The organism is Janthinobacterium sp. 344 (assembly GCF_900112025.1).
GTDB lineage: Bacteria > Pseudomonadota > Gammaproteobacteria > Burkholderiales > Burkholderiaceae_D > Janthinobacterium.
In genome coordinates this window covers 1-18,396 of sequence record NZ_FOKL01000009.1, presented here as the reverse complement: position 1 = coordinate 18,396, position 18,396 = coordinate 1, and the positions used below count along the sequence as shown (strand labels likewise).

Here is an 18,396-nt window from a genome sequence, read left to right as displayed (position 1 = left end):
TTTTTATACCCGCAACGCCAAAAAACCACCAACGTATCAATGCAGGTAGAAAAAACCGCCCAAAGCGCGCAGCGCAAGGCGTTTTTTCCTCCATTCAAGCTCTAATTGCCAGCGCCGCCACGAACTCAAGCTAGTGCACCAGCCGCGCCACCGCAAACGCCACACTCGACAGCGCAATCATCGTCCCCACGCAAGACAGGATGACAGCCGACTTCGCCTCAGCCACATCGGACCTGGTCGCGTAATTGGAGCGCACCACCGCCAAGTCCAGTTTCAAGCTGCTGACATCCGTCTTGAGGACAGTGACATCCGTTTTCAGGCCGGCGACATCCACTTTAAGGTCTGCCACATCCACCTTGAGACCAGCGACATCCGTTTTCAGGTCCGTCACATCCACCTTGAGACCAGCGACATCCGTTTTCAGGTCTGTCACATCCACCTTGAGGCCAGCGACATCCGTTTTCAGGCCAGCCACATCCGTTTTCAGACCAGCCACATCCACCTTGATGCCAGCCACATCAACCTTCAAATCAGCAACGTCCAGTTTCACACCGGCCATGTCTTTTCCCAGTGTGTTGACTTGCTCGTCCATGGCGCAATCCTCCGTGCTTGTCACTGCATGCTCCTCGCTTTTTTCACCGCTGTCAAACAGTGTCCCGAGGGTATCGCGCATGGCTTTGCTATTGTTTGCCAGGCGTTGTGCCAGTGCCGTCACGCGCTGCAAGTCGGCCATTCCTTCGCCCTGTAGCTGCTCCGTGGCAGTCTGCAATTCGACGGTGATCTGCTCGCTGAGACTGGCTGCGACCTGCAGCCACGCATCGATCTTGCGCTGGCGCGCCTGTTGCGTGAGCGCGTCATGCCGCACCCGCGTATCGCTCAGCTTGTGCATGCTGTTCATGCCACGTCCTCTACAGTCTGGGGCCAATGCCGCTGCTGTCCACGCTACCCCTTGCCGATGCACCCCACCTTGACCCCGCTCAGCCTATGTTAATCTACCCCCTCCCATCCCGACCCCACCCATAAAAGCAATGAGCCGATTCTGGAGCAACATCGTCAGCGAGCTGACCCCCTACGTCCCCGGCGAGCAGCCGAAACTGCCCGACCTGGTGAAACTCAACACCAACGAAAACCCCTACGGTCCCTCGCCGCAGGTACTGGCCGCGCTGCGCGACGCCAGCAACGACAGCCTGCGCCTCTACCCCGATCCCACCGCCAGCGAACTGAAGCAAACCCTGGCCGACTACCACGGCTTGAACAGTGAGCATGTGTTTGTCGGCAACGGTTCCGATGAAGTGCTGGCGCTGGCCTTCATGGCCTTGCTCAAGCACGACGCGCCCTTGCTGTTCCCGGACATCAGCTACAGCTTCTATCCCGTGTATTGCAAGCTGTACGGCATCGATTACCGCACGGTAGCGCTCGACGAATCCATGCGCATCCGCCCCGACGACTACCTGGGGCCGTGCGGCGCCATCATCTTCCCGAATCCCAACGCGCCGACGGGCGTAGGCTTGCCGCTGGCCGGCGTGGAAGCCATGCTGCGCGACCATCCCGATGCGGTGGTGGTGGTCGATGAAGCGTATGTGGATTTCGGCGGCGAGAGCGCCGTGGCCCTGGTGGAGCGCTATCCGAACTTGCTGGTGGTGCAGACGTTCTCGAAATCGCGCTCGCTGGCCGGCTTGCGCGTGGGCTGCGCCTTCGGGCATGCGGATCTGATCGAGGCGCTGGAGCGCGTGAAGAACAGTTTCAACTCGTATCCGCTGGACCGGCTGGCCTTGGCCGGCGCCGTCGCTTCGTTGCGCGACGAGGCGTATTTCCAGCAGACGCGACAGGCCGTGATCGCCAGCCGCGCACAGCTGACGGCGGATTTGACGGCGCTGGGCTTCGAGGTGCTGCCCTCCGTGGCCAACTTTGTCTTTGCCCGCCACCCGCAGCATGACGCGGCGCAATTGGCGGCCGGCTTGCGCGCCCGCTCCGTGATCGTGCGCCATTTCAATGCACCGCGCATCAGCCAGTATTTGCGCATCAGCATCGGCAATCCGGCACAGTGCGCGGCCCTGATGGCGGCCCTGCGCGAGACAGTGTCGTGATGGCAAGCCTGATACGGCTGCCGGCAGCCGTATCAGGCGCCAGTTCGCTTAGTGCTGGCGGGCCTTGCGGCGGCGCGTCATGAAGCCCAGCAAGCCCAGGCCGCCCAGCAGCATGCCGTAGGTGGCTGGTTCCGGCACGGCCGACACGGACAGGTTATTAATGGTGGGCCAGATGCCGATCTGTCCTGCCGTGCTGACGGCCAGGTCGGAGAAGGCGCCCGTCGAAAGGAAGCCGACAAATGATGCCTGCGTCGGCAAGGCCAGTTCGTAGGTGAGCAGTTCACCCAGCGCATTGCGCGCTGTCAAGGTGATGCTCTGGCCGCTGGCATATTCGCCAGAAATGTTCGAGCCGAAGAAGAAGCCCCCCACACCGCGCACGGCACTGGAAAAGTTGGAGAACACCACGCTGTCGTTGCGGTTGTTCGTGCTCAGCCAGTTGTCGCTGCCCGTGCCGGCGCCATACAGGATGGGCGAGGCGCCCTCGCTGCTGACCGTGTAGGTGTAGCTGCCGGCGTTGCGGTTCAACGGGCCACCCAGCGCATCGATCGGCAAATCATCAAAGGTGTCGACGCCCGTATTGCTGACGGCTGCCAGGTAGGCGGACTGGCTGGTGAAGAGCGAGATGTCTGCTTGTGCGGCGCTGGCGGCGAGCAGGAGGGCGGCGGCGCTGATGATTTTCAGGCGGGAGAATGAAGTTTGCAAGATTGACTCCTTAACAGGGATGGGGGAAAGGACTTGGCACCGTGCATCGAGATTTCCCAATGCCAATTCAATATAGTATTTGCTAGAAAAAAATGCAACATAAAGTTTCTTTATGATAATTTCCATCTTGTATAGTTGAACTGTAGATGTTTCCCAATCGCCACTGCAGGTGCGGCCGTGGTGGCCGTATGGCAGCGCCATGCTGCCGGCGCAGGCCATTTGTGCAACAATAATCGGATTCATTCATCGACAGGACGGACAATATGGCAAAAGTGGCATTCATCGGTTTGGGCGTCATGGGTTTTCCCATGGCCGGCCATCTGGCGGCGGGCGGGCACGACGTCACCGTGTACAACCGCAACCCGGCACGCGCGCAAGCCTGGCTGGCGCAGCACAAGGGCAGCAGCGCCACCACGCCGGCCGCCGCCGCCGCGGGCGCCGAGTTCGTCTTTACCTGCATCGGCAACGATAACGACCTGTATCAAGTCATCCTGGAAGAGGGCAGCTTGCTGTCCGGCATGGCACCGGGCAGCATCCTGATCGACCATACGACGGCGTCCGCCGAAGCGGCGCGCACCATCCACGCGGCGGCGAAAGAGAAGGGCGTGTTCTTCCTCGACGCGCCCGTGTCCGGCGGCCAGGCCGGCGCGGAAAACGGCAAGCTGACCGTGATGGTGGGCGGCGATGCGCAAGCGTATGCCCGCGCCGAGCCCGTCATCGCCCTGTTCGCGCGCGCCGTCACCTACATGGGCGCGTCCGGTTCCGGCCAGCTCACAAAAATGGTCAACCAGATCTGCATCGCGGGCCTGGTGCAGGCCTTGAGCGAGGGCATTGCCTTCGCGGAAAACGCGGGCCTCGATGCGGCCCTGGTGGTGGACGTGATTTCCAAGGGCGCGGCGCAGTCGTGGCAGCTGGAAAACCGGGGCAAGACCATGATAGCGCGCGAGTTCGACTTCGGCTTCGCCGTCGACCTGATGCGCAAGGACCTGGGCATCTGCCTGGCCGAAGCGAAACGCAACGGCAGCCAGCTGCCCGTGACGGAACTGACGGACCAGTTCTATGGCGAAGTGCAGCAGGCGGGCGGCAACCGTTACGACACGTCCAGCCTGATTACGCGCCTGAACAAAAAGTAAGCTCTTAGACTCATCAGCAACAGCGGCGCGTCCCTGCCAGGGGCCGCGCCGCTTGTCGTTTACGCCGGCGCCATCGCGAGATGAACACTAAAACGTCAGTTTCCGGAACATCTGGTTTCGATTTTCATTGAAAAGCATGGACTTCGCTAGCTCATCGTGTATTATTAAAAAACGAGATGAAATGTCCCAATTTTTAAAACATTATGAGCGGACCCGCATGAAAACCAACTCCTCAGCGATAACACGCGTTGTCGACAAGAACATCCCCTACCTGTCTTCCGCCGTCGCCATCTGGCGTCCCCGCGCCGTGCTGCGCAGCTGGCCCGGCGTGGCCATCGCGCTGGTGATTGCCCTGTCGGCCACCTTTATTTCCAGCAATTACGGCGGCCCGCAACTGCTGTATGCGCTGTTCTTCGGCCTGGCCTTCCACTTCCTCGCCTCCGACCCCACCTGCAAGCCCGGTATCGAGTTTTGCAGCAAGGTGCTGCTGCGCACGGGCGTGGCCTTGCTGGGCGCGCGCATCACCTTCAACCAGATCGCCTCGGTCGGCGTGACGCCGTTGCTGATCGTCGTGGGCGGCCTGATCGCCACCCTGGGTTTCGGCTACCTGCTGGCCAAATGGCTGAAACGCCCCATCACGGAAGGCATTTTGTCGGGCGGCTCCGTGGCCATCTGCGGCGCCTCGGCCGCGCTGGCCATCTCGGCCGTGCTGCCGCAAACCAAGGAAAACGAAAAATTCACCCTGCTGACGGTGGTGGGCGTGACGACCCTGTCGACCCTGGCCATGATCGTCTACCCGCTGCTGGTCAAGCTGCTGGGTTTTGACCCCACGGAAGCGGGCGTGTTCATCGGCGGCACCATCCACGACGTGGCGCAAGTGGTGGGGGCGGGCTATCTGGTCAGCAACCACACGGGCGACGTGGCCACCTTCGTCAAACTGACGCGCGTCGCCTGCCTCGTGCCCGTCGTGCTGGGCCTGTCGATCATGTTCAAGCGCAAGGATGGCAAGAGCGAAGTCGATGCGCCGCCGCTGGTGCCGTTCTTCCTGATCGGCTTTGTCTGGCTCGTCATCACGAACAGCCTCGGCCTGATTCCACAGGAAGTGAATGGCTGGATCAACAATGCCTCGCGCGCCTGCCTCGTCATCGCCATCGCCGCCCTGGGCGTGAAAACCTCGTTCCAGTCGCTCGCTTCGCTGGGCTGGCGTCCCGTGATCATGCTGGTGATGGAAACCGTGTGGATCGCCGCCTTCGTCGCCATCGCCGTGCTGCTGACGCGCTGAGCGCTGGCCATCCGCCATGAAGATCCTTGTCCTCGGCGCCGGCGTGGTCGGCACGGCATCGGCCTGGTACTTGCGCCAGGCGGGCCACGATGTGCGCGTGCTGGAGCGCCAGGCGGGCGCGGCACGGGAAACCAGTTTTGCCAACGGCGGGCAGATTTCCGTCTCGCATGCGGAACCGTGGGCCAATCCCGCCACCCTGCGCAAGGTCGTCCGCTGGCTGGGCCAGGACGATGCGCCGCTGCTGTTCCGTCCCCGCCTCGATACGCTGCAGTGGCAGTGGGCGCTGCATTACCTGCGCGAATGCTGGCCGTCGCGGGTGGCGCGCAACATGCGCCAGATCGTCGCCCTGGCCGAGTACAGCCGCCAGAGTTTGCAGGCGCTGCGGCGCGAGACGGGCATCGTCTACGACCACCTGGAACGGGGCATCCTGCATTTCTATACGGACCAGCAGGAGTTTGATAAATCGCAAGCGGGCGCCGCGCTCCTGCGCGAACTGGGCTGTCCGCGCAATACCGTCAGCGCCGACGAAGTGATCCGGCTGGAACCGGCCCTGGCCCATGCCCGCCAGCAGATCGTCGGCGGCGACTTCACGGCCAGCGACGAGTCGGGCGACGTGCACCTGTTTACCACGGCGCTGGCTGCGCGCGCGGTGGCGGCCGGTGCAGATTTTCAGTACGGCACGACGGTGACGCGCTTGCTGGCCGATGGCGAGCGCGTCACCGGCGTGGAGTTGATCGATGCGCACGGCTGCCATCGGCTCGAATACGCGGACGCCGTGGTGGTGGCGATGGGCAGCTTTTCCGCGCCCTTGCTGCGGCCGCTGGGCATGCGCCTGATGCTGTATCCGGGCAAGGGCTACTCGGCCACCTATCCGATTCTTGACCCGTCAGCCGCGCCTTCCGTGTCGCTGACGGACGATGGCCACAAGCTGGTGTTTTCACGACTGGGATCGCGCCTGCGCGTGGCCGGCACGTGCGAGCTGAACGGCTATACGCGTGACCTCAATCCCGTGCGCTGCGCCGCCATCACGCGCCGCGTGCAGGCGCTGTTCCCCGATGCCTGCGATTACAGCGACCCCGTCTACTGGGCCGGCCTGCGCCCGCTCACGCCGTCGAACGTGCCCTATATCGGCGCCACGCGCTACCGCCAGCTCTATCTCAACACCGGTCACGGCACCCTGGGCTGGACCATGGGCTGCGGCGCGGGCAGGGCGCTGGCCGACCTCGTGTCGGGACGGCGGCCGGAAGTCGATTTTGCGTTTTGCGGGCAACGCTTGGCACCGCAGTCTGCGGCAGAGGAATTCCGGGGTCAGACCCGCCGGGGGAATATGCCCCAATGGGGCACATTCCGATCCCGGAAGGACTGACCCCAGCTTTAACTTAGGAGAGCACCACGATGAGAGACGACGCCACCCCCAGCCAAGCACCGACCGGCCTGACCCTGGCCGGCACCACCTACCAGTCGCGCCTGCTGGTGGGCACCGGCAAGTACAAGGATTTCGAGGAAACGCGCCTGGCCATAGAGGAAAGCGGCGCCGAGATCGTCACCGTGACGATACGCCGGGTGAATATCGGCCAGGAAAAGGGCGAGCCGAACTTGCTCGACTTCATTCCGCAGTCGAAATACACGATCCTGCCCAACACGGGCGGCTGCTACAACGCGCGCGACGCCGTCTACACCCTGCAACTGGCGCGCGAGCTGCTGGGCGGCCACCCGCTGTGCAAGCTGGAAGTGCTGGGCGATGAAAAGACCCTGTTCCCGAACATGCCGGAAACCTTGAAAGCGGCGCAGGAACTGGTGCGCGACGGCTTCCAGGTGATGGTGTATTGCAGCGACGACCCCATCCAGGCACGCATGCTGGAAGACATCGGCTGCATCGCCGTCATGCCGCTGGCGTCATTGATCGGCTCGGGCATGGGTATCTTGAATCCGTGGAATCTGTCGCTGATCATCGAGCAAGCCCGCGTGCCCGTGCTGGTCGACGCGGGCGTGGGCACGGCGTCGGACGCGGCCATCGCCATGGAACTCGGTTGCGACGGCATCCTGATGAATACCGCCATCGCGGCGGCGCGCGAGCCGATCCGCATGGCGCGCGCCATGAGACTGGCAGTGCAGGGCGGACGCGAGGCTTATCTGGCCGGGCGCATGCCGAAAAATACCACGCGGGCGGGCGGCATGAGCGCCTCGCCCTCGTCGCCCATGGCCGGGCTGATCGCCTGAGCCGCCGCATTGACCGCAGTTTGCAGCACCGTAGTTGACTATCGTTTCAAGCGTTTATAAAAACCACAATACCTGGAGATGACATGAAACACACACTCGCAGCGGCGGCCGTCCTGGCCTCCCTCTTCGCCGGCAACGCCAGCGCCCAGTCGTCCGTCACCGTGTACGGCTTGCTCGACGCGGGCCTGACGTCGGAGCACGGCGGCGCGGACGGTTCCGTCACCAAGCTGGCCACCGGCGTGCAGTCGGGCAGCCGCATCGGCTTCAAGGGCACGGAAGACCTGGGCAACAACCTGAAAGCCAATTTCTTGCTGGAAAATGGCCTCGACCTCGACACGGGCGCCTACCGCCAGGGCGCCCTGTTCGGGCGCAAGGCCTACGTGGGCCTGTCCGGCGACTTCGGCGCCGTGAACCTGGGCTTGCAGCATAACCCGCTGTTTACCGCGCTGGACAATATCGATCCCTTCGAGACGGGCATGACGGGCGCCTCCATCAACCTGATGAGCGTGGCCAGCCTGCGCACGAAAAATTCCATCATGTACGAGACGCCCAAGGTGAACGGCCTGTCGGCATCGATCATGTATGGCCTGGGTGAAAAGCCGGACAGCAACACCCTGGGCCGCACCATCGACTTTTCCATCGACTACGCCAATGGTCCGCTGGTGCTGACCCTGGCGCACGACAACCGCAAGGATACGCCGCTGAACACGGCGAAAGTCACCTTGCTGGGAGGCACCTATGACTTCGGCCCCGCCAAGCTGCACGCCGCGTATGAAACGGACAAGGATGACGCAGGCACGGATTTCCGCGATTACATGCTCGGTGTTTCCGCGCCTGCGGGGGCGGCCGGCAGCGTGATGGCCTCGTACATCCGCAAGGATGACCGCACGAATGCGCGCCGCGGCGGGCGCCAGCTGGCCATCGGCTACACGTATGCCTTATCCAAGCGCACCAATCTGTACACCTCGTACGGGCGCATCAACAACGATGGCGCGGGCACCAATGTCGTCGGCGACGCATCGAGCGGCGGCAGCGTGCCCTTGCCGGGGCATAACTCGAGCGCCTTCACGGCCGGCATGCGCCTGAAGTTTTAAGCACGGCGACACGGGTAGCGATGGCGGCTTGTCTGTTGCGGATAAGCCGCCATTGTCGTTTCAGGAATGGGTCTAAGTCACGGATTCCGGATTCAGGAATGAAACAGTCCGATTTTTCATGAATTTTCATTGACAGCCCATTTCGCAACCGTTAAATTGGATACGTATTTCAAATATCGGAACAAAATATACCGATTTTTCATAAAACCGTAAGGAGACTGAGCCATGACCGATTTGTCCGACCAAAAAGCCGCCGCCGCAGCGGCCATCCCCACCGGCCCGCAAAAGATGACGCCGTCCGAAGCGTTCGTGGAAACCCTGGCCGCCAATGGCGTGACCGACATGTTCGGCATCATGGGCTCGGCCTTCATGGACCCGATGGACATCTTCGCGCCGGCCGGCATCCGTTTGATCCCCGTCGTGCACGAGCAGGGTGCCGGCCACATGGCCGACGGTTATGCCCGCGTCTCGGGCCGCCATGGCGTCGTCATCGGCCAGAACGGCCCCGGCATCAGCAATTGCGTCACCGCCATCGCCGCCGCCTATTGGGCGCATACCCCCGTCGTCATCATCACGCCGGAGACGGGCACCATGAGCATGGGCCTGGGCGGCTTCCAGGAAGCGAACCAATTGCCGATGTTCGAGGAATTTACGAAATATCAGGGCCACGTGACCAATCCGGCGCGCATGGCGGAATTCACGGGCCGCTGCTTCGACCGCGCCATGTCGGAAATGGGCCCGACGCAATTGAACATTCCGCGTGACTATTTTTATGGCGAAATCAAGGCGGAGATTCCGAAGCCGAACCGCCTGGACCGTGGCGCCGGCGGCGAGCAAAGCCTCAACGATGCGGCGGAACTGCTGGCGAAGGCCAAGTTCCCCGTGATCATCTCGGGCGGCGGCGTCGTCATGGGCGACGCGATCGAGGAGTGCAAGGCGCTGGCCGAGCGCCTGGGCGCGCCCGTCGTCAACAGCTATCTGCACAACGACTCGTTCCCGGCCAGCCACCCGCTGTGGTGCGGCCCGCTGGGCTACCAGGGTTCCAAGGCGGCCATGAAACTGATCGCCCAGGCCGACGTCGTCGTGGCCTTGGGTTCGCGCCTGGGCCCGTTCGGCACCTTGCCCCAGCACGGCATGGATTACTGGCCGAAGAACGCCAAGATCATCCAGATCGACGCGGACAACAAGATGCTGGGCCTGGTGAAAAAGATTTCGGTGGGCATCTGCGGCGACGCCAAGGCGGCCGCGAAAGCCATCCTGGCGCGCCTGGACGGTAAAAAACTCGACTGCGACGCCACGCGCGACGCACGCTATGCCACGGTGCAAGCTGAGAAGGCCGCGTGGGAAGAGGAGTTGACCAACTGGACGCATGAAAAGGATGCGTACAGCCTGGACATGATCGAAGAGCAGAAGAAGGAGCCGGGCAACTACCTGCACCCGCGCCAGGTCTTGCGCGAGCTGGAAAAAGCCATGCCGGAAGACGTGATGGTGTCGACCGACATCGGCAACATCAACTCGGTGGCGAACAGTTATTTGCGCTTCGAAAAGCCGCGCAGCTTCTTTGCGGCGATGAGCTTTGGCAATTGCGGCTACGCGTTTCCGACCATCATCGGCGCGAAAGTGGCGGCGCCGCACCGTCCGGCCGTGTCGTATGCGGGCGACGGCGCCTGGGGCATGAGTTTGATGGAAACGATGACCTGCGTGCGCCACAACATTCCCGTGACGGCCGTGGTGTTCCACAACCGCCAGTGGGGCGCGGAAAAGAAAAACCAGGTGGATTTCTACAACCGCCGCTTCGTGGCAGGTGAGCTCGACAACCAGAGTTTCGCCGAGATCGCGCGGGCCATGGGCGCCGAAGGCATCACGGTCGACAAGCTGGAAGACGTGGGGCCGGCCTTGAAAAAGGCGATCGACATGCAGATGAATGAAGGCAAGACGACCATCATCGAGATCATGTGCACGCGCGAGCTGGGCGACCCGTTCCGCCGCGATGCGCTGAGCAAGCCTATCCGTCATCTGGACAAGTACAAAGACTACGTGTAATCAGTCAGCCCGATCCTTGTATGACCCCGGCATCGCGCCGGGTTTTATGTGCCGGAACCATTGCTTCATGTTCATACCTCATGCTTCCATGGTTCCGGCACTTTTTTTACCGAATTGGAGTCACCATGAAAGCCCTGCACCGCATCATCGAGCAAGCCCGCGCCGTGCCGAAAAACATCGTTTTGTGCGAGGGCGACGATGTGCGCGTGCTGCGGGCGGCCGCGCGCGCCGCTGGCGAAGGCCTGGCGCGCATCAGCATCGTCGGCAAGCCGGCCGCCATCCTGTCCCTGGCGCGCGAACAGGGCCTGGACCTGGAGGCCGTGCGCCTGGTCGACCCGGCTACCTCAAGCGAGTCGGAACACTATGCCCAGCAATTGTTCCTGCTGCGCCAGGCCAAGGGCATGACGGTGGAGCAGGCGCGGCGCGCCGTGCAGGACCCGCTGTGCTATGCCAACCTGATGGTGCGCCTGGGCGACGCGGACGGCTGCGTGGCGGGCGCCGTGCACACGACGGCCGACGTGGTGCGCAGCGCCATCCAGATCATCGGCGTCGATCCCGCCTTCAAGCTCGTGTCGAGCTTTTTCCTGATGATGCTGTGCGAACCGTTCCACAGCCTGAAGGGCGGATTCATCTTTTCCGACTGCGCTTTAGTGGTGGACCCGAAGGCCGAGGAGCTGGCCGACATCGCCATGGCCGCCGCCGACAGCGCGCAAGCCTTGTTGATGGAGGAACCGCGCGTGGCCATGCTGTCGTTTTCCACCAGCGGCAGCGCCCACCACGCGGCCGTCGACAAGGTGCATGCGGCCACGGACAAGGTCAAGGCGCAGCGCCCGCTGCTGGCCATCGATGGCGACGTGCAGCTCGATGCGGCCATCGTGGCCGAGATTTCCCAGAGAAAAGTCAAGGATTCCGTCGTCAACGGCCGCGCCAATGTGCTGGTGTTCCCGAACCTGGACGCGGGCAATATCGGCTACAAGCTGGCCGAGCGCATGGGCGGCGCCGTCGCCATCGGCCCCTTGCTGCAAGGCTTGAACAAGCCTGCCAACGATTTGTCGCGCGGCTGCAGCGCCGACGACGTGTATAACGTGATTGCCGTGACGGCCGTGCAGGCCCAGGGTGGGCGCTGAGTTGTTCAGCCTGCCTGTGCTGGCGCTGCTGGGCGTGGTGGCGGCGGGCACGTATTTCCAGACCGTCACGGGCTTTGGCCTGGGCATGATCGTCATGGGCGTGGCCAGCGGACTGGGTCTGGCGCCCGTGCCGGCGCTGGCGGCCCTCGTCAGTTTATTGTCCTTGGCCAATTGCCTGGTGGCCTTGCCCGGCGCCTTGCACCACCTGGACTGGCGCGCCATCCGCGCCGCCAGCATCGGCTTGCTGCCGGCCATGGCGGCCGGCGTGTTGATGCTGGGCTATCTGGACAAGGCGTATGCGCCAGTCTTGAAACTCTTGCTGGGCGCGGCCATCGTGTATGGCGGCGTCAGCATCCTGCTGCAGGCGCCGCCGGGACCGGGCGCGGCGGACAAGCGCAGTTTCTTCATCAGCGGCGTGTGCGGCGGGCTGTTTTCCGGCCTGTTTTCGCTGGCCGGCCCGCCGCTCGTGTACCAGTTCTATCGCCAGGAAATGAGCTTGACCACCATCCGCTACAGCCTGATCTTTTTATTTGCCATCAGCGCGGGCGGACGCTCGCTGATGGCGGGCAGCCAGGGTCAGCTCGATGCGAAAGTGCTGTTGCTGTGCATGCTGGCCTTGCCCGTGGGCGTGCTGGCCACGATCGCCGGCAAGCGCTATCCGCCGCCGATTGCCCAGCGCGGCATGCGCCGCATCGCGTTTGCCGTGCTGACGGCCATCGGCATTTCCCTGATGGTGGCGGCCGTGCCGCAGTTGCTGGGCTGAGCGGACAGGGCCGTCAAAGACGCACGGTGGCGTTGGCGAAAAACCGGTAGCCGGCGTTGCGCGCCGTGTTGATCGGCAAGGACAAGCCGCTGGCCAGCTCGGTCTTGCGCCGCAGGCGGCGGATTTGCGTATCGAGGCGGCGCTGGTCGTAATCGAGGAAGTCCTCGCCCAGCGACTGCACGATCTGCTGGCGGCTGACGATGCGTTCCGGCTCGGCCATCAGCACCTGCAGCACGGTGGTGTCCTGCTGCGACAAGGCGATGGCGCCGCAGCCTGGCGGAAACAGGCGGCGCGGCGCCAGTTCGAGTACCCATGCGGGCGCGGGCGCCGGTTCTCCCAGGCGCCGCTGCAAGCTGCCCAGGGTGGCCGCCAGCTCTTCCAGGTCGGTATGCTTGGGCAGGTAGTAGTCGGCGCCGCCCGTCAATCCGCTGACCTTGTCCTGCGTGGCGCCGCGCGCGGTAAACACGACGATGCCCAACTGCCGGCCCTGGGCGCGCAGCGCGCGCACGAGGGCCATGCCGTCGCCGTCGGGCAAGCCCAGGTCGATGATGGCGATACGGTGCAGCGCGGGAGCATAGCTGGCGTGAAAGCCGGCCAGGTCGGCGACGGCGCTGACCTGGTAGCCGCAGTCGCCGAGAAATTCAGTCAATTCTTGCCGCAGGACGGCTTCATCTTCAAGCAAAATAAGGTTCAGCATGGCGCAAGGATAACCGATCGCCTGCATGGCGTGAAGGCGGCCTGTCGCTTCCTTGATATCGCTGTGTTAAGCTGCCGCGCCATGCGATTCCTGCTTGCCCTTCTCCTTTTTTTCAGCACCTTCCATCCACTGGCCGTCCATGCCGCGCCACCGATGCCAGCGCCGCTGGCGCTGCCCGGCACGGGCCAGCAAGTGTCGGCCAACGGCCACATGCTGCTGTTGCGCGACCCGGGCGCCGTACTGACCCCGGAGGCGGCATGGGCTGCGACGGACTGGCGCGCGCTGCCTGGCGCCGTGAGTGCCGGCTATACGGATGACACCATCTGGCTGCTGCTGGAGGTGCAGCGCGCGGTGGATGCGCCCGAGGAGTGGGTGTTGCGTTTTAGCAACGCCGTGCTCGACAATGTTCGCCTGTACCGGCGCGATGGCAACGGGCAATGGCGCGTGCAGGAAGCGGGCGCCGCCGTCGTGCGCGACGACTGGCCCGTCGATGCGCGCCAGGTGGTCTTCCCGCTGCGCCTCAAGGCGGATACGGCCGAGCGCTGGCTGGTGCGCCTGGAGAGCAAGAAATCCATGTCGACCGAGCTGAGCCTGTGGCCGCGCGCGGTGTTCGATGAATCCTCGCGTCGCGAGTACCTGTACTACGGCTTGCAGTTCGGCACGTATCTGTTGCTGATCCTGTTCCACGTCTTCTTCTGGCGCATGACGCGCGAAGCCCAGAGCGGCTGGTACCTGCTGTACGTGTGCACGAGCGCGACGACGGAAGCCTTCACGATCGCCATTCCCCAGCAGATTTTCGACATGCCGAACTGGCTGTCCGATCCCATCCTTGGCCTGTCGCTATGCATGTCGCTCGCCGTCGGCACGCGCTTTTCCTTCATGCAACTGGATTTGCCGGAGTTGTTTCCCCGTCTGACCCGCGCGCTGACGGGTATGGCCTGCGCGATGGCCGTGGCTGGCGCTAGCCTGGTGCTGCGCGGGAAGTATGGCGCCGGCGTGCTCACCGTGCAGTACACGGCGTTGCCCCTGATCGTCTTTTTTGTCGGCATGGCCAGCTGGCTGGCGTGGCGCGGGCATCGCAGCGCGCGCGCCTTCCTGCTGATTTTCGGGATTTTCTACGCGGGCGCCGTCATCAGTTTCCTGCGCAATATGGGCCTGCTGCCGCCGAACTTCGTGACCAACCATGCGGCCACCCTGGGCGCGTTCGTGCACATGATGTTGATGAGCTTGCGCCTGAACCGGCGTTACGCGGGCTTGCGCCGCGCCAAGGACCAGGCGCAAGCCGAGGCCGTGCGGGCCGTGCGCGCGCTCAACGAACGGCTGGAGGAACAGGTGGCCCTGCGCACGGCCGCGCTGCAGCAGGAGATCGCCTGGCGCGTGACGCTGGAGGCGGAGCTGCGCACGGCGCTGGAAGTGGAAACGCGCACGCGCGAAGAGCAGCAGGATTTCGTTGCCATGGTGTCGCACGAATTCCATACGCCGCTCGCCATCATCAATACGACGGCCCAGCAGATCGCCCGCAATCCCGCCGCCGCGTGGGAAAAAACCTTGCAACGCTGCCAGAATTTACGCGAGGCGAGCGGGCGCATGACGGCGCTCGTCGACGAGTACCTGAGCGCCGACCGCATGGAAACGAGCGCGGCCACTTTCCGTGCCCAGTCCTGCGACCCGCGCAAACTGGTCGAGGCGGTACTGGCCGAGTGGCCGGAGGGGCGGGTCGAGGCGCTCATGTCCGGCTTGCCGGCGCAGTTGCAATGCGATCCCGGCCTGCTGCGCGTCGCGTTGCGCAACCTGCTCAGCAACGCGGACCGGCATGCGCCGCAGGCGCTGGCCATACGCGTGCTGGCCGCAGGACACGGCGATGGCGGCTTGCAAGTCACCGTCAGCAATACGGGCGACTCGCTGCCCGCCGATGAGATCCCGCGCCTGTTCCAGAAGTATTTCCGTGGCCGCATCGCGCAGCACAAGCCAGGCGCCGGGCTGGGCCTGTACCTGGTGCAGCGCATCGCGCAACTGCACGGCGGCAATGTCACACTCGACAATGCCGGCATCGACGGCACCATCAGTTTTTCCTTGCGCGTCCCCGCTGGCGCATCCCGCATTCCCGACTGAATCAGTCGGGAATCGCTCAGGTTTGCTCACTTATAAATCCGCAATCTTTGTTACATTTTCCCCAAGGAAATTTCTGTAGCTTTTTGCCACATATATATAACGAAAAGCAACAGGAAAGGGCGCCAGGCAAACGCCGCCACGCCCGTTACAACACAAGACAAGGATAAGAGCATGCACCGTCACGCATCATTGAATCACATTTACCGGCTCGTCTGGAGCCACGTCCTGAATGCCTGGGTCGCCGTTGCCGAAACCTCGCGTGGACGCGGCAAGGGCGGCCGCCGCAAGCTAGGCGCCGCGGCGGCCGCCATGGCCGCGCTGGCGCTGGGCGGACCGGCCTGTGCCGGACCCACGGGCGGCCAGGTGGTGGCCGGCACGGCCACCATCACCCAGTCCGGCGCGACGACGACGATCCAGCAGACGAGCCAGCAGGCGTCGCTGAACTGGGCCAGCTTCAACGTGGGCAGCAAGGAAACCGTCAACTTCGTCCAGCCCTCGTCGCAGGCGCTGGCCGTCAACCGCATTCTCGACAGCAATGGCTCGCAGATTCTCGGACGCGTGAACGCCAACGGCCAGGTCTACCTGATCAATCCGAACGGCATCCTGTTCGGCCGCACGGCCCAGGTCAACGTGGGCGGCCTCGTCGCGTCGACCCTGGATGTCGACAATGGCAGCCTGGGCGGCAGCAAGCATCTGTTCACGGGCAAGGGCGGCGGCAGCATCGTCAATGAAGGCGCTATCCGCGCAGCGGACGGCGGCTACGTGGCCCTCGTTTCCGCGCGCATCAGCAACAGCGGCAGCATCGCCGCCCACGCCGGTAGCGTGCTGATGGGGGCTGGCAGCCAGGTCACGCTGGACCTGGGTGGCCCCGTCAAGCTGCAGGTGACGCAGGGCGCGCTCGATACCCTGATCGAGAATGGCGGCGCGATCCGCGCCGATGGCGGCCAGGTCTACCTGACGGCCAAGGCGGCGGGCGCGCTCGCTTCCAGCGTCATCAACAATACGGGCGTGATCGAGGCGCATACCCTGGCGACGGGGGAAGCAGGCCAGATCGTGCTGCTGGGCGACATGCAGCAGGGCAAGTTGCACGTGGCTGGCGTGCTCGACGCCAGCGCGCCGCAGGGCGGCAATGGCGGCTTTATCGAAACCAGCGCCAACCAGGTAGACATCGGCGCCGCGCGCGTCACCACGGCCGCGGCCGGCGGCAAGACGGGTGACTGGCTGATCGACCCGAATGACTTCACGGTGGCGGCCAGCGGCGGCAACATGACGGGCGCGGCCGTGTCCAGTGCCCTGGCCAGCAACAATTTCACCATCATGACCACCAGCATGGGCACGGCGGGCGGCAATGGCGACATCCACGTGAATGACGCCATCAACTGGTCGGCCAACAAGCTGACCCTGACCGCCGAGCGCAACATCAACATCAATGCGACCCTGAACGCCACGGGCAGCGGATCGCTGGCCTACCAGTATGGCCAGGCAACGGCCGATGGCGCCGGCAGCGGCTACAAGGTAGCGGCGGGCGTGGCCGTGAATATTCCCAGCGCCGGCGCTTTTACGTGGAAAAAGGGCAGCGCAGGCAGCGTGAACAATCTGGTGCTGGACAACGGCAAGGTACGCTTTGGCAATGGCGTTGAAGATTCCTTTACCAGCGATGGGCTGTTGAAGACGCCATTTTATTTCGATAACACCACCCCCGGCCGCAACGGCTGGTTCATGCTGACCTTGAACCGGCCCTTCGAATTCGCCGTGGCCGCCGGCGGCAATGGCAGCAATGCCTGGAATAGCACGGGACAGGTGCTGATCGCCGACGGTGGCATGGGGGGCGGTTTCCCCGGCATGAATACGGGGGGGAGTTACTCATCGGCTCTCAGCAATCGTGCACTGAACATCGCCGGCTACCAGGAAGGCATGGGCTCGATCTCGACGACGGGCACGCTCAATTTCAGCACCCTGAACCAGTCGGCCGGCATCACGCACACCTATACCTTGAAGGCGGGTGATGCGTTCGTCAACATGGATAGCCGGCTCACCAATTTGAGCAGCACGCCGCTGACGAATGTGCGCATGTGGCTGGGAACGGGCGATGATTTCATCGGTCAGTCGGACAGCAACTACAAGATCAAGGGCAATATCGTTGCGGGTGCCTTTGCGCAATTGACTGATGGCAAGGCCAGCTCCAATGCCATCATGGTGACGGAAACCAACAGCACGACGAGCGGCTCGGCCATCCTGTTCTATTCCACGACGGCTGGCGTCGATACCGTGCATAGTCGTTGCTGTTCCATTTCCAATGTCATCAACCAGGATCCACGCGGCAACGCCGTGGCTTCCGGCCAGACGGATGGCAGCTACGCCATGTTCCTGCGCGCGGCGGACCTGGCGCCGGGCCAGTCCGGCGGCCTGTCCGTGTATTACGCGGCGGCCCCCGTGGCGCAACTGAACGACGCCATCACCTCCGTCGACAATGCGGCAGGCAACGCGTCCAAGCCCGTGTATGTCCGCTTGACGCCAGGCACCAGCGTGTATGGCGATGTCCCCGTGTTTAACTACGCACTGTACGATGCGCTGAGCGGAGGCTTGCTGATCACCGATGCCAGCGCGAGCGGCACTATTTCCTGGCTGGGCGCGCCCACGGCCACGTCGGCGGCGGGCGTCTACACGATCAGCTATGACACGGGCCTGGTGCTGGGCAAGACGGGCTATACCCTGACGCCGGGCGGCCCCGTCTACTGGACGGTCACGCCGCGCCCGTTGAACGTTGCAGTGACGAAAACCTATGATGGCAGCAGCACATTCAATTCAGGCTTCGTCCTGTCGGGCCTGGTCAATGGCGACAGCGCGCCAGCCGTCACGGGGTCGGCCAGCGTGGGCGGCCGCAATGCCGGCCGCTACAGCAGTTTCGATTCCAGCACCCTGAGCCTGTCGAACACCAATTATGTGCTGAACACCGGCGGCGTCAGCGCCAGCATCGATGCGCGTCCCATCACGGTGACGGCCGACGCGAAGAGCAAGGTGTATGGCAATGTTGATCCGAGCCTCACGTATCAGCTCACGCAAGGTTCGCTGGTGGCCGGCGACAGCCTGAATGGCGTGCTGCGCCGCGTGGCTGGTGAGAATGTCGGCAGCTACA

Annotated in this window: 14 protein-coding genes; 11 read left to right on the top strand and 3 right to left on the bottom strand. The window is 63.7% G+C overall.

Annotated features, from left to right (window positions below; genetic code table 11):
* Positions 1 to 130: 130 nt before the first annotated feature.
* A complete protein-coding gene (locus tag BM193_RS21750) occupies positions 131 to 898 on the bottom strand; it encodes a hypothetical protein (protein WP_139229973.1) in 768 nt (255 codons plus the stop codon).
* A 130-nt stretch (positions 899 to 1,028) separates the two neighbouring features.
* On the opposite strand from BM193_RS21750, the gene hisC reads away from it, so the two are divergent.
* Positions 1,029 to 2,087: a histidinol-phosphate transaminase gene (gene hisC / locus BM193_RS21745; RefSeq protein WP_092801125.1), complete on the top strand. Its 1,059-nt coding sequence runs from the start codon at positions 1,029 to 1,031 to the stop codon at positions 2,085 to 2,087.
* A 48-nt stretch (positions 2,088 to 2,135) separates the two neighbouring features.
* Here the strand turns inward: hisC and BM193_RS21740 are convergent, their stop codons facing one another.
* Complete coding sequence (locus BM193_RS21740; protein WP_254786363.1) at positions 2,136 to 2,789, bottom strand: PEP-CTERM sorting domain-containing protein; 654 nt, start codon at positions 2,787 to 2,789, stop codon at positions 2,136 to 2,138.
* 263 nt (positions 2,790 to 3,052) lie between these two features.
* On the opposite strand from BM193_RS21740, the gene BM193_RS21735 reads away from it, so the two are divergent.
* From BM193_RS21735 to BM193_RS21700, 8 genes are all read left to right on the top strand, one after another.
* Positions 3,053 to 3,922: an NAD(P)-dependent oxidoreductase gene (locus BM193_RS21735; RefSeq protein WP_092801129.1), complete on the top strand. Its 870-nt coding sequence runs from the start codon at positions 3,053 to 3,055 to the stop codon at positions 3,920 to 3,922.
* Between the two features lie 217 nt (positions 3,923 to 4,139).
* Positions 4,140 to 5,204 carry a YeiH family protein gene (locus tag BM193_RS21730; RefSeq protein WP_092801132.1) on the top strand — a complete coding sequence of 355 codons (1,065 nt, stop codon included), beginning with the start codon at positions 4,140 to 4,142 and terminating at the stop codon, positions 5,202 to 5,204.
* A 16-nt stretch (positions 5,205 to 5,220) separates the two neighbouring features.
* Positions 5,221 to 6,570, top strand: coding sequence for a D-amino acid dehydrogenase (locus tag BM193_RS21725; protein ID WP_092801135.1), 1,350 nt, complete (start codon positions 5,221 to 5,223; stop codon positions 6,568 to 6,570).
* Positions 6,571 to 6,599: 29 nt separating this feature from the next.
* The gene (locus tag BM193_RS21720; RefSeq protein WP_092801138.1) at positions 6,600 to 7,424 is read left to right on the top strand and encodes a thiazole synthase; all 825 of its coding nucleotides are present in this window, start codon (positions 6,600 to 6,602) and stop codon (positions 7,422 to 7,424) included.
* Positions 7,425 to 7,507: 83 nt separating this feature from the next.
* Positions 7,508 to 8,518, top strand: a complete 1,011-nt coding sequence (locus BM193_RS21715) for a porin (RefSeq protein ID WP_092801140.1) — start codon at positions 7,508 to 7,510, stop codon at positions 8,516 to 8,518.
* A gap of 225 nt (positions 8,519 to 8,743) precedes the next feature.
* A complete protein-coding gene (gene xsc, locus BM193_RS21710; RefSeq protein WP_175533383.1) occupies positions 8,744 to 10,561 on the top strand; it encodes a sulfoacetaldehyde acetyltransferase in 1,818 nt (605 codons plus the stop codon).
* Positions 10,562 to 10,686: 125 nt separating this feature from the next.
* Complete coding sequence (gene pta, locus BM193_RS21705) at positions 10,687 to 11,688, top strand: phosphate acetyltransferase (protein WP_092804713.1); 1,002 nt, start codon at positions 10,687 to 10,689, stop codon at positions 11,686 to 11,688.
* A gap of 1 nt (position 11,689) precedes the next feature.
* Positions 11,690 to 12,451 carry a TSUP family transporter gene (locus BM193_RS21700; RefSeq protein WP_254786362.1) on the top strand — a complete coding sequence of 254 codons (762 nt, stop codon included), beginning with the start codon at positions 11,690 to 11,692 and terminating at the stop codon, positions 12,449 to 12,451.
* A 13-nt stretch (positions 12,452 to 12,464) separates the two neighbouring features.
* On the opposite strand, the gene BM193_RS21695 is transcribed toward BM193_RS21700, so the two are convergent.
* Positions 12,465 to 13,148 carry a response regulator transcription factor gene (locus BM193_RS21695; protein ID WP_092804715.1) on the bottom strand — a complete coding sequence of 228 codons (684 nt, stop codon included), beginning with the start codon at positions 13,146 to 13,148 and terminating at the stop codon, positions 12,465 to 12,467.
* Between the two features lie 81 nt (positions 13,149 to 13,229).
* Between BM193_RS21695 and BM193_RS21690 the strand changes: the two genes are divergently transcribed.
* Together BM193_RS21690 and BM193_RS21685 are read left to right on the top strand one after the other, a co-directional pair.
* Positions 13,230 to 15,260 carry a sensor histidine kinase gene (locus BM193_RS21690; RefSeq protein WP_092804707.1) on the top strand — a complete coding sequence of 677 codons (2,031 nt, stop codon included), beginning with the start codon at positions 13,230 to 13,232 and terminating at the stop codon, positions 15,258 to 15,260.
* 171 nt (positions 15,261 to 15,431) lie between these two features.
* A partial coding sequence (locus BM193_RS21685; protein WP_139229972.1) for a two-partner secretion domain-containing protein occupies positions 15,432 to 18,396 on the top strand: 2,965 nt, incomplete at its 3' end.

Excerpts from the sequence above, each read along its gene's own strand:
- BM193_RS21715 (WP_092801140.1), top strand. The coding sequence starts at position 7,508 with ATGAAACACACACTCGCAGCGGCGGCCGTCCTGGCCTCCCTCTTCGCC.
- pta (WP_092804713.1), top strand. The coding sequence starts at position 10,687 with ATGAAAGCCCTGCACCGCATCATCGAGCAAGCCCGCGCCGTGCCGAAA.
- BM193_RS21735 (WP_092801129.1), top strand. The coding sequence starts at position 3,053 with ATGGCAAAAGTGGCATTCATCGGTTTGGGCGTCATGGGTTTTCCCATG.
- BM193_RS21725 (WP_092801135.1), top strand. The coding sequence starts at position 5,221 with ATGAAGATCCTTGTCCTCGGCGCCGGCGTGGTCGGCACGGCATCGGCC.
- BM193_RS21750 (WP_139229973.1), bottom strand. The coding sequence starts at position 898 with ATGAACAGCATGCACAAGCTGAGCGATACGCGGGTGCGGCATGACGCG.
- xsc (WP_175533383.1), top strand. The coding sequence starts at position 8,744 with ATGACCGATTTGTCCGACCAAAAAGCCGCCGCCGCAGCGGCCATCCCC.
- BM193_RS21730 (WP_092801132.1), top strand. The coding sequence starts at position 4,140 with ATGAAAACCAACTCCTCAGCGATAACACGCGTTGTCGACAAGAACATC.
- BM193_RS21720 (WP_092801138.1), top strand. The coding sequence starts at position 6,600 with ATGAGAGACGACGCCACCCCCAGCCAAGCACCGACCGGCCTGACCCTG.
- BM193_RS21690 (WP_092804707.1), top strand. The coding sequence starts at position 13,230 with ATGCGATTCCTGCTTGCCCTTCTCCTTTTTTTCAGCACCTTCCATCCA.
- hisC (WP_092801125.1), top strand. The coding sequence starts at position 1,029 with ATGAGCCGATTCTGGAGCAACATCGTCAGCGAGCTGACCCCCTACGTC.
- BM193_RS21695 (WP_092804715.1), bottom strand. The coding sequence starts at position 13,148 with ATGCTGAACCTTATTTTGCTTGAAGATGAAGCCGTCCTGCGGCAAGAA.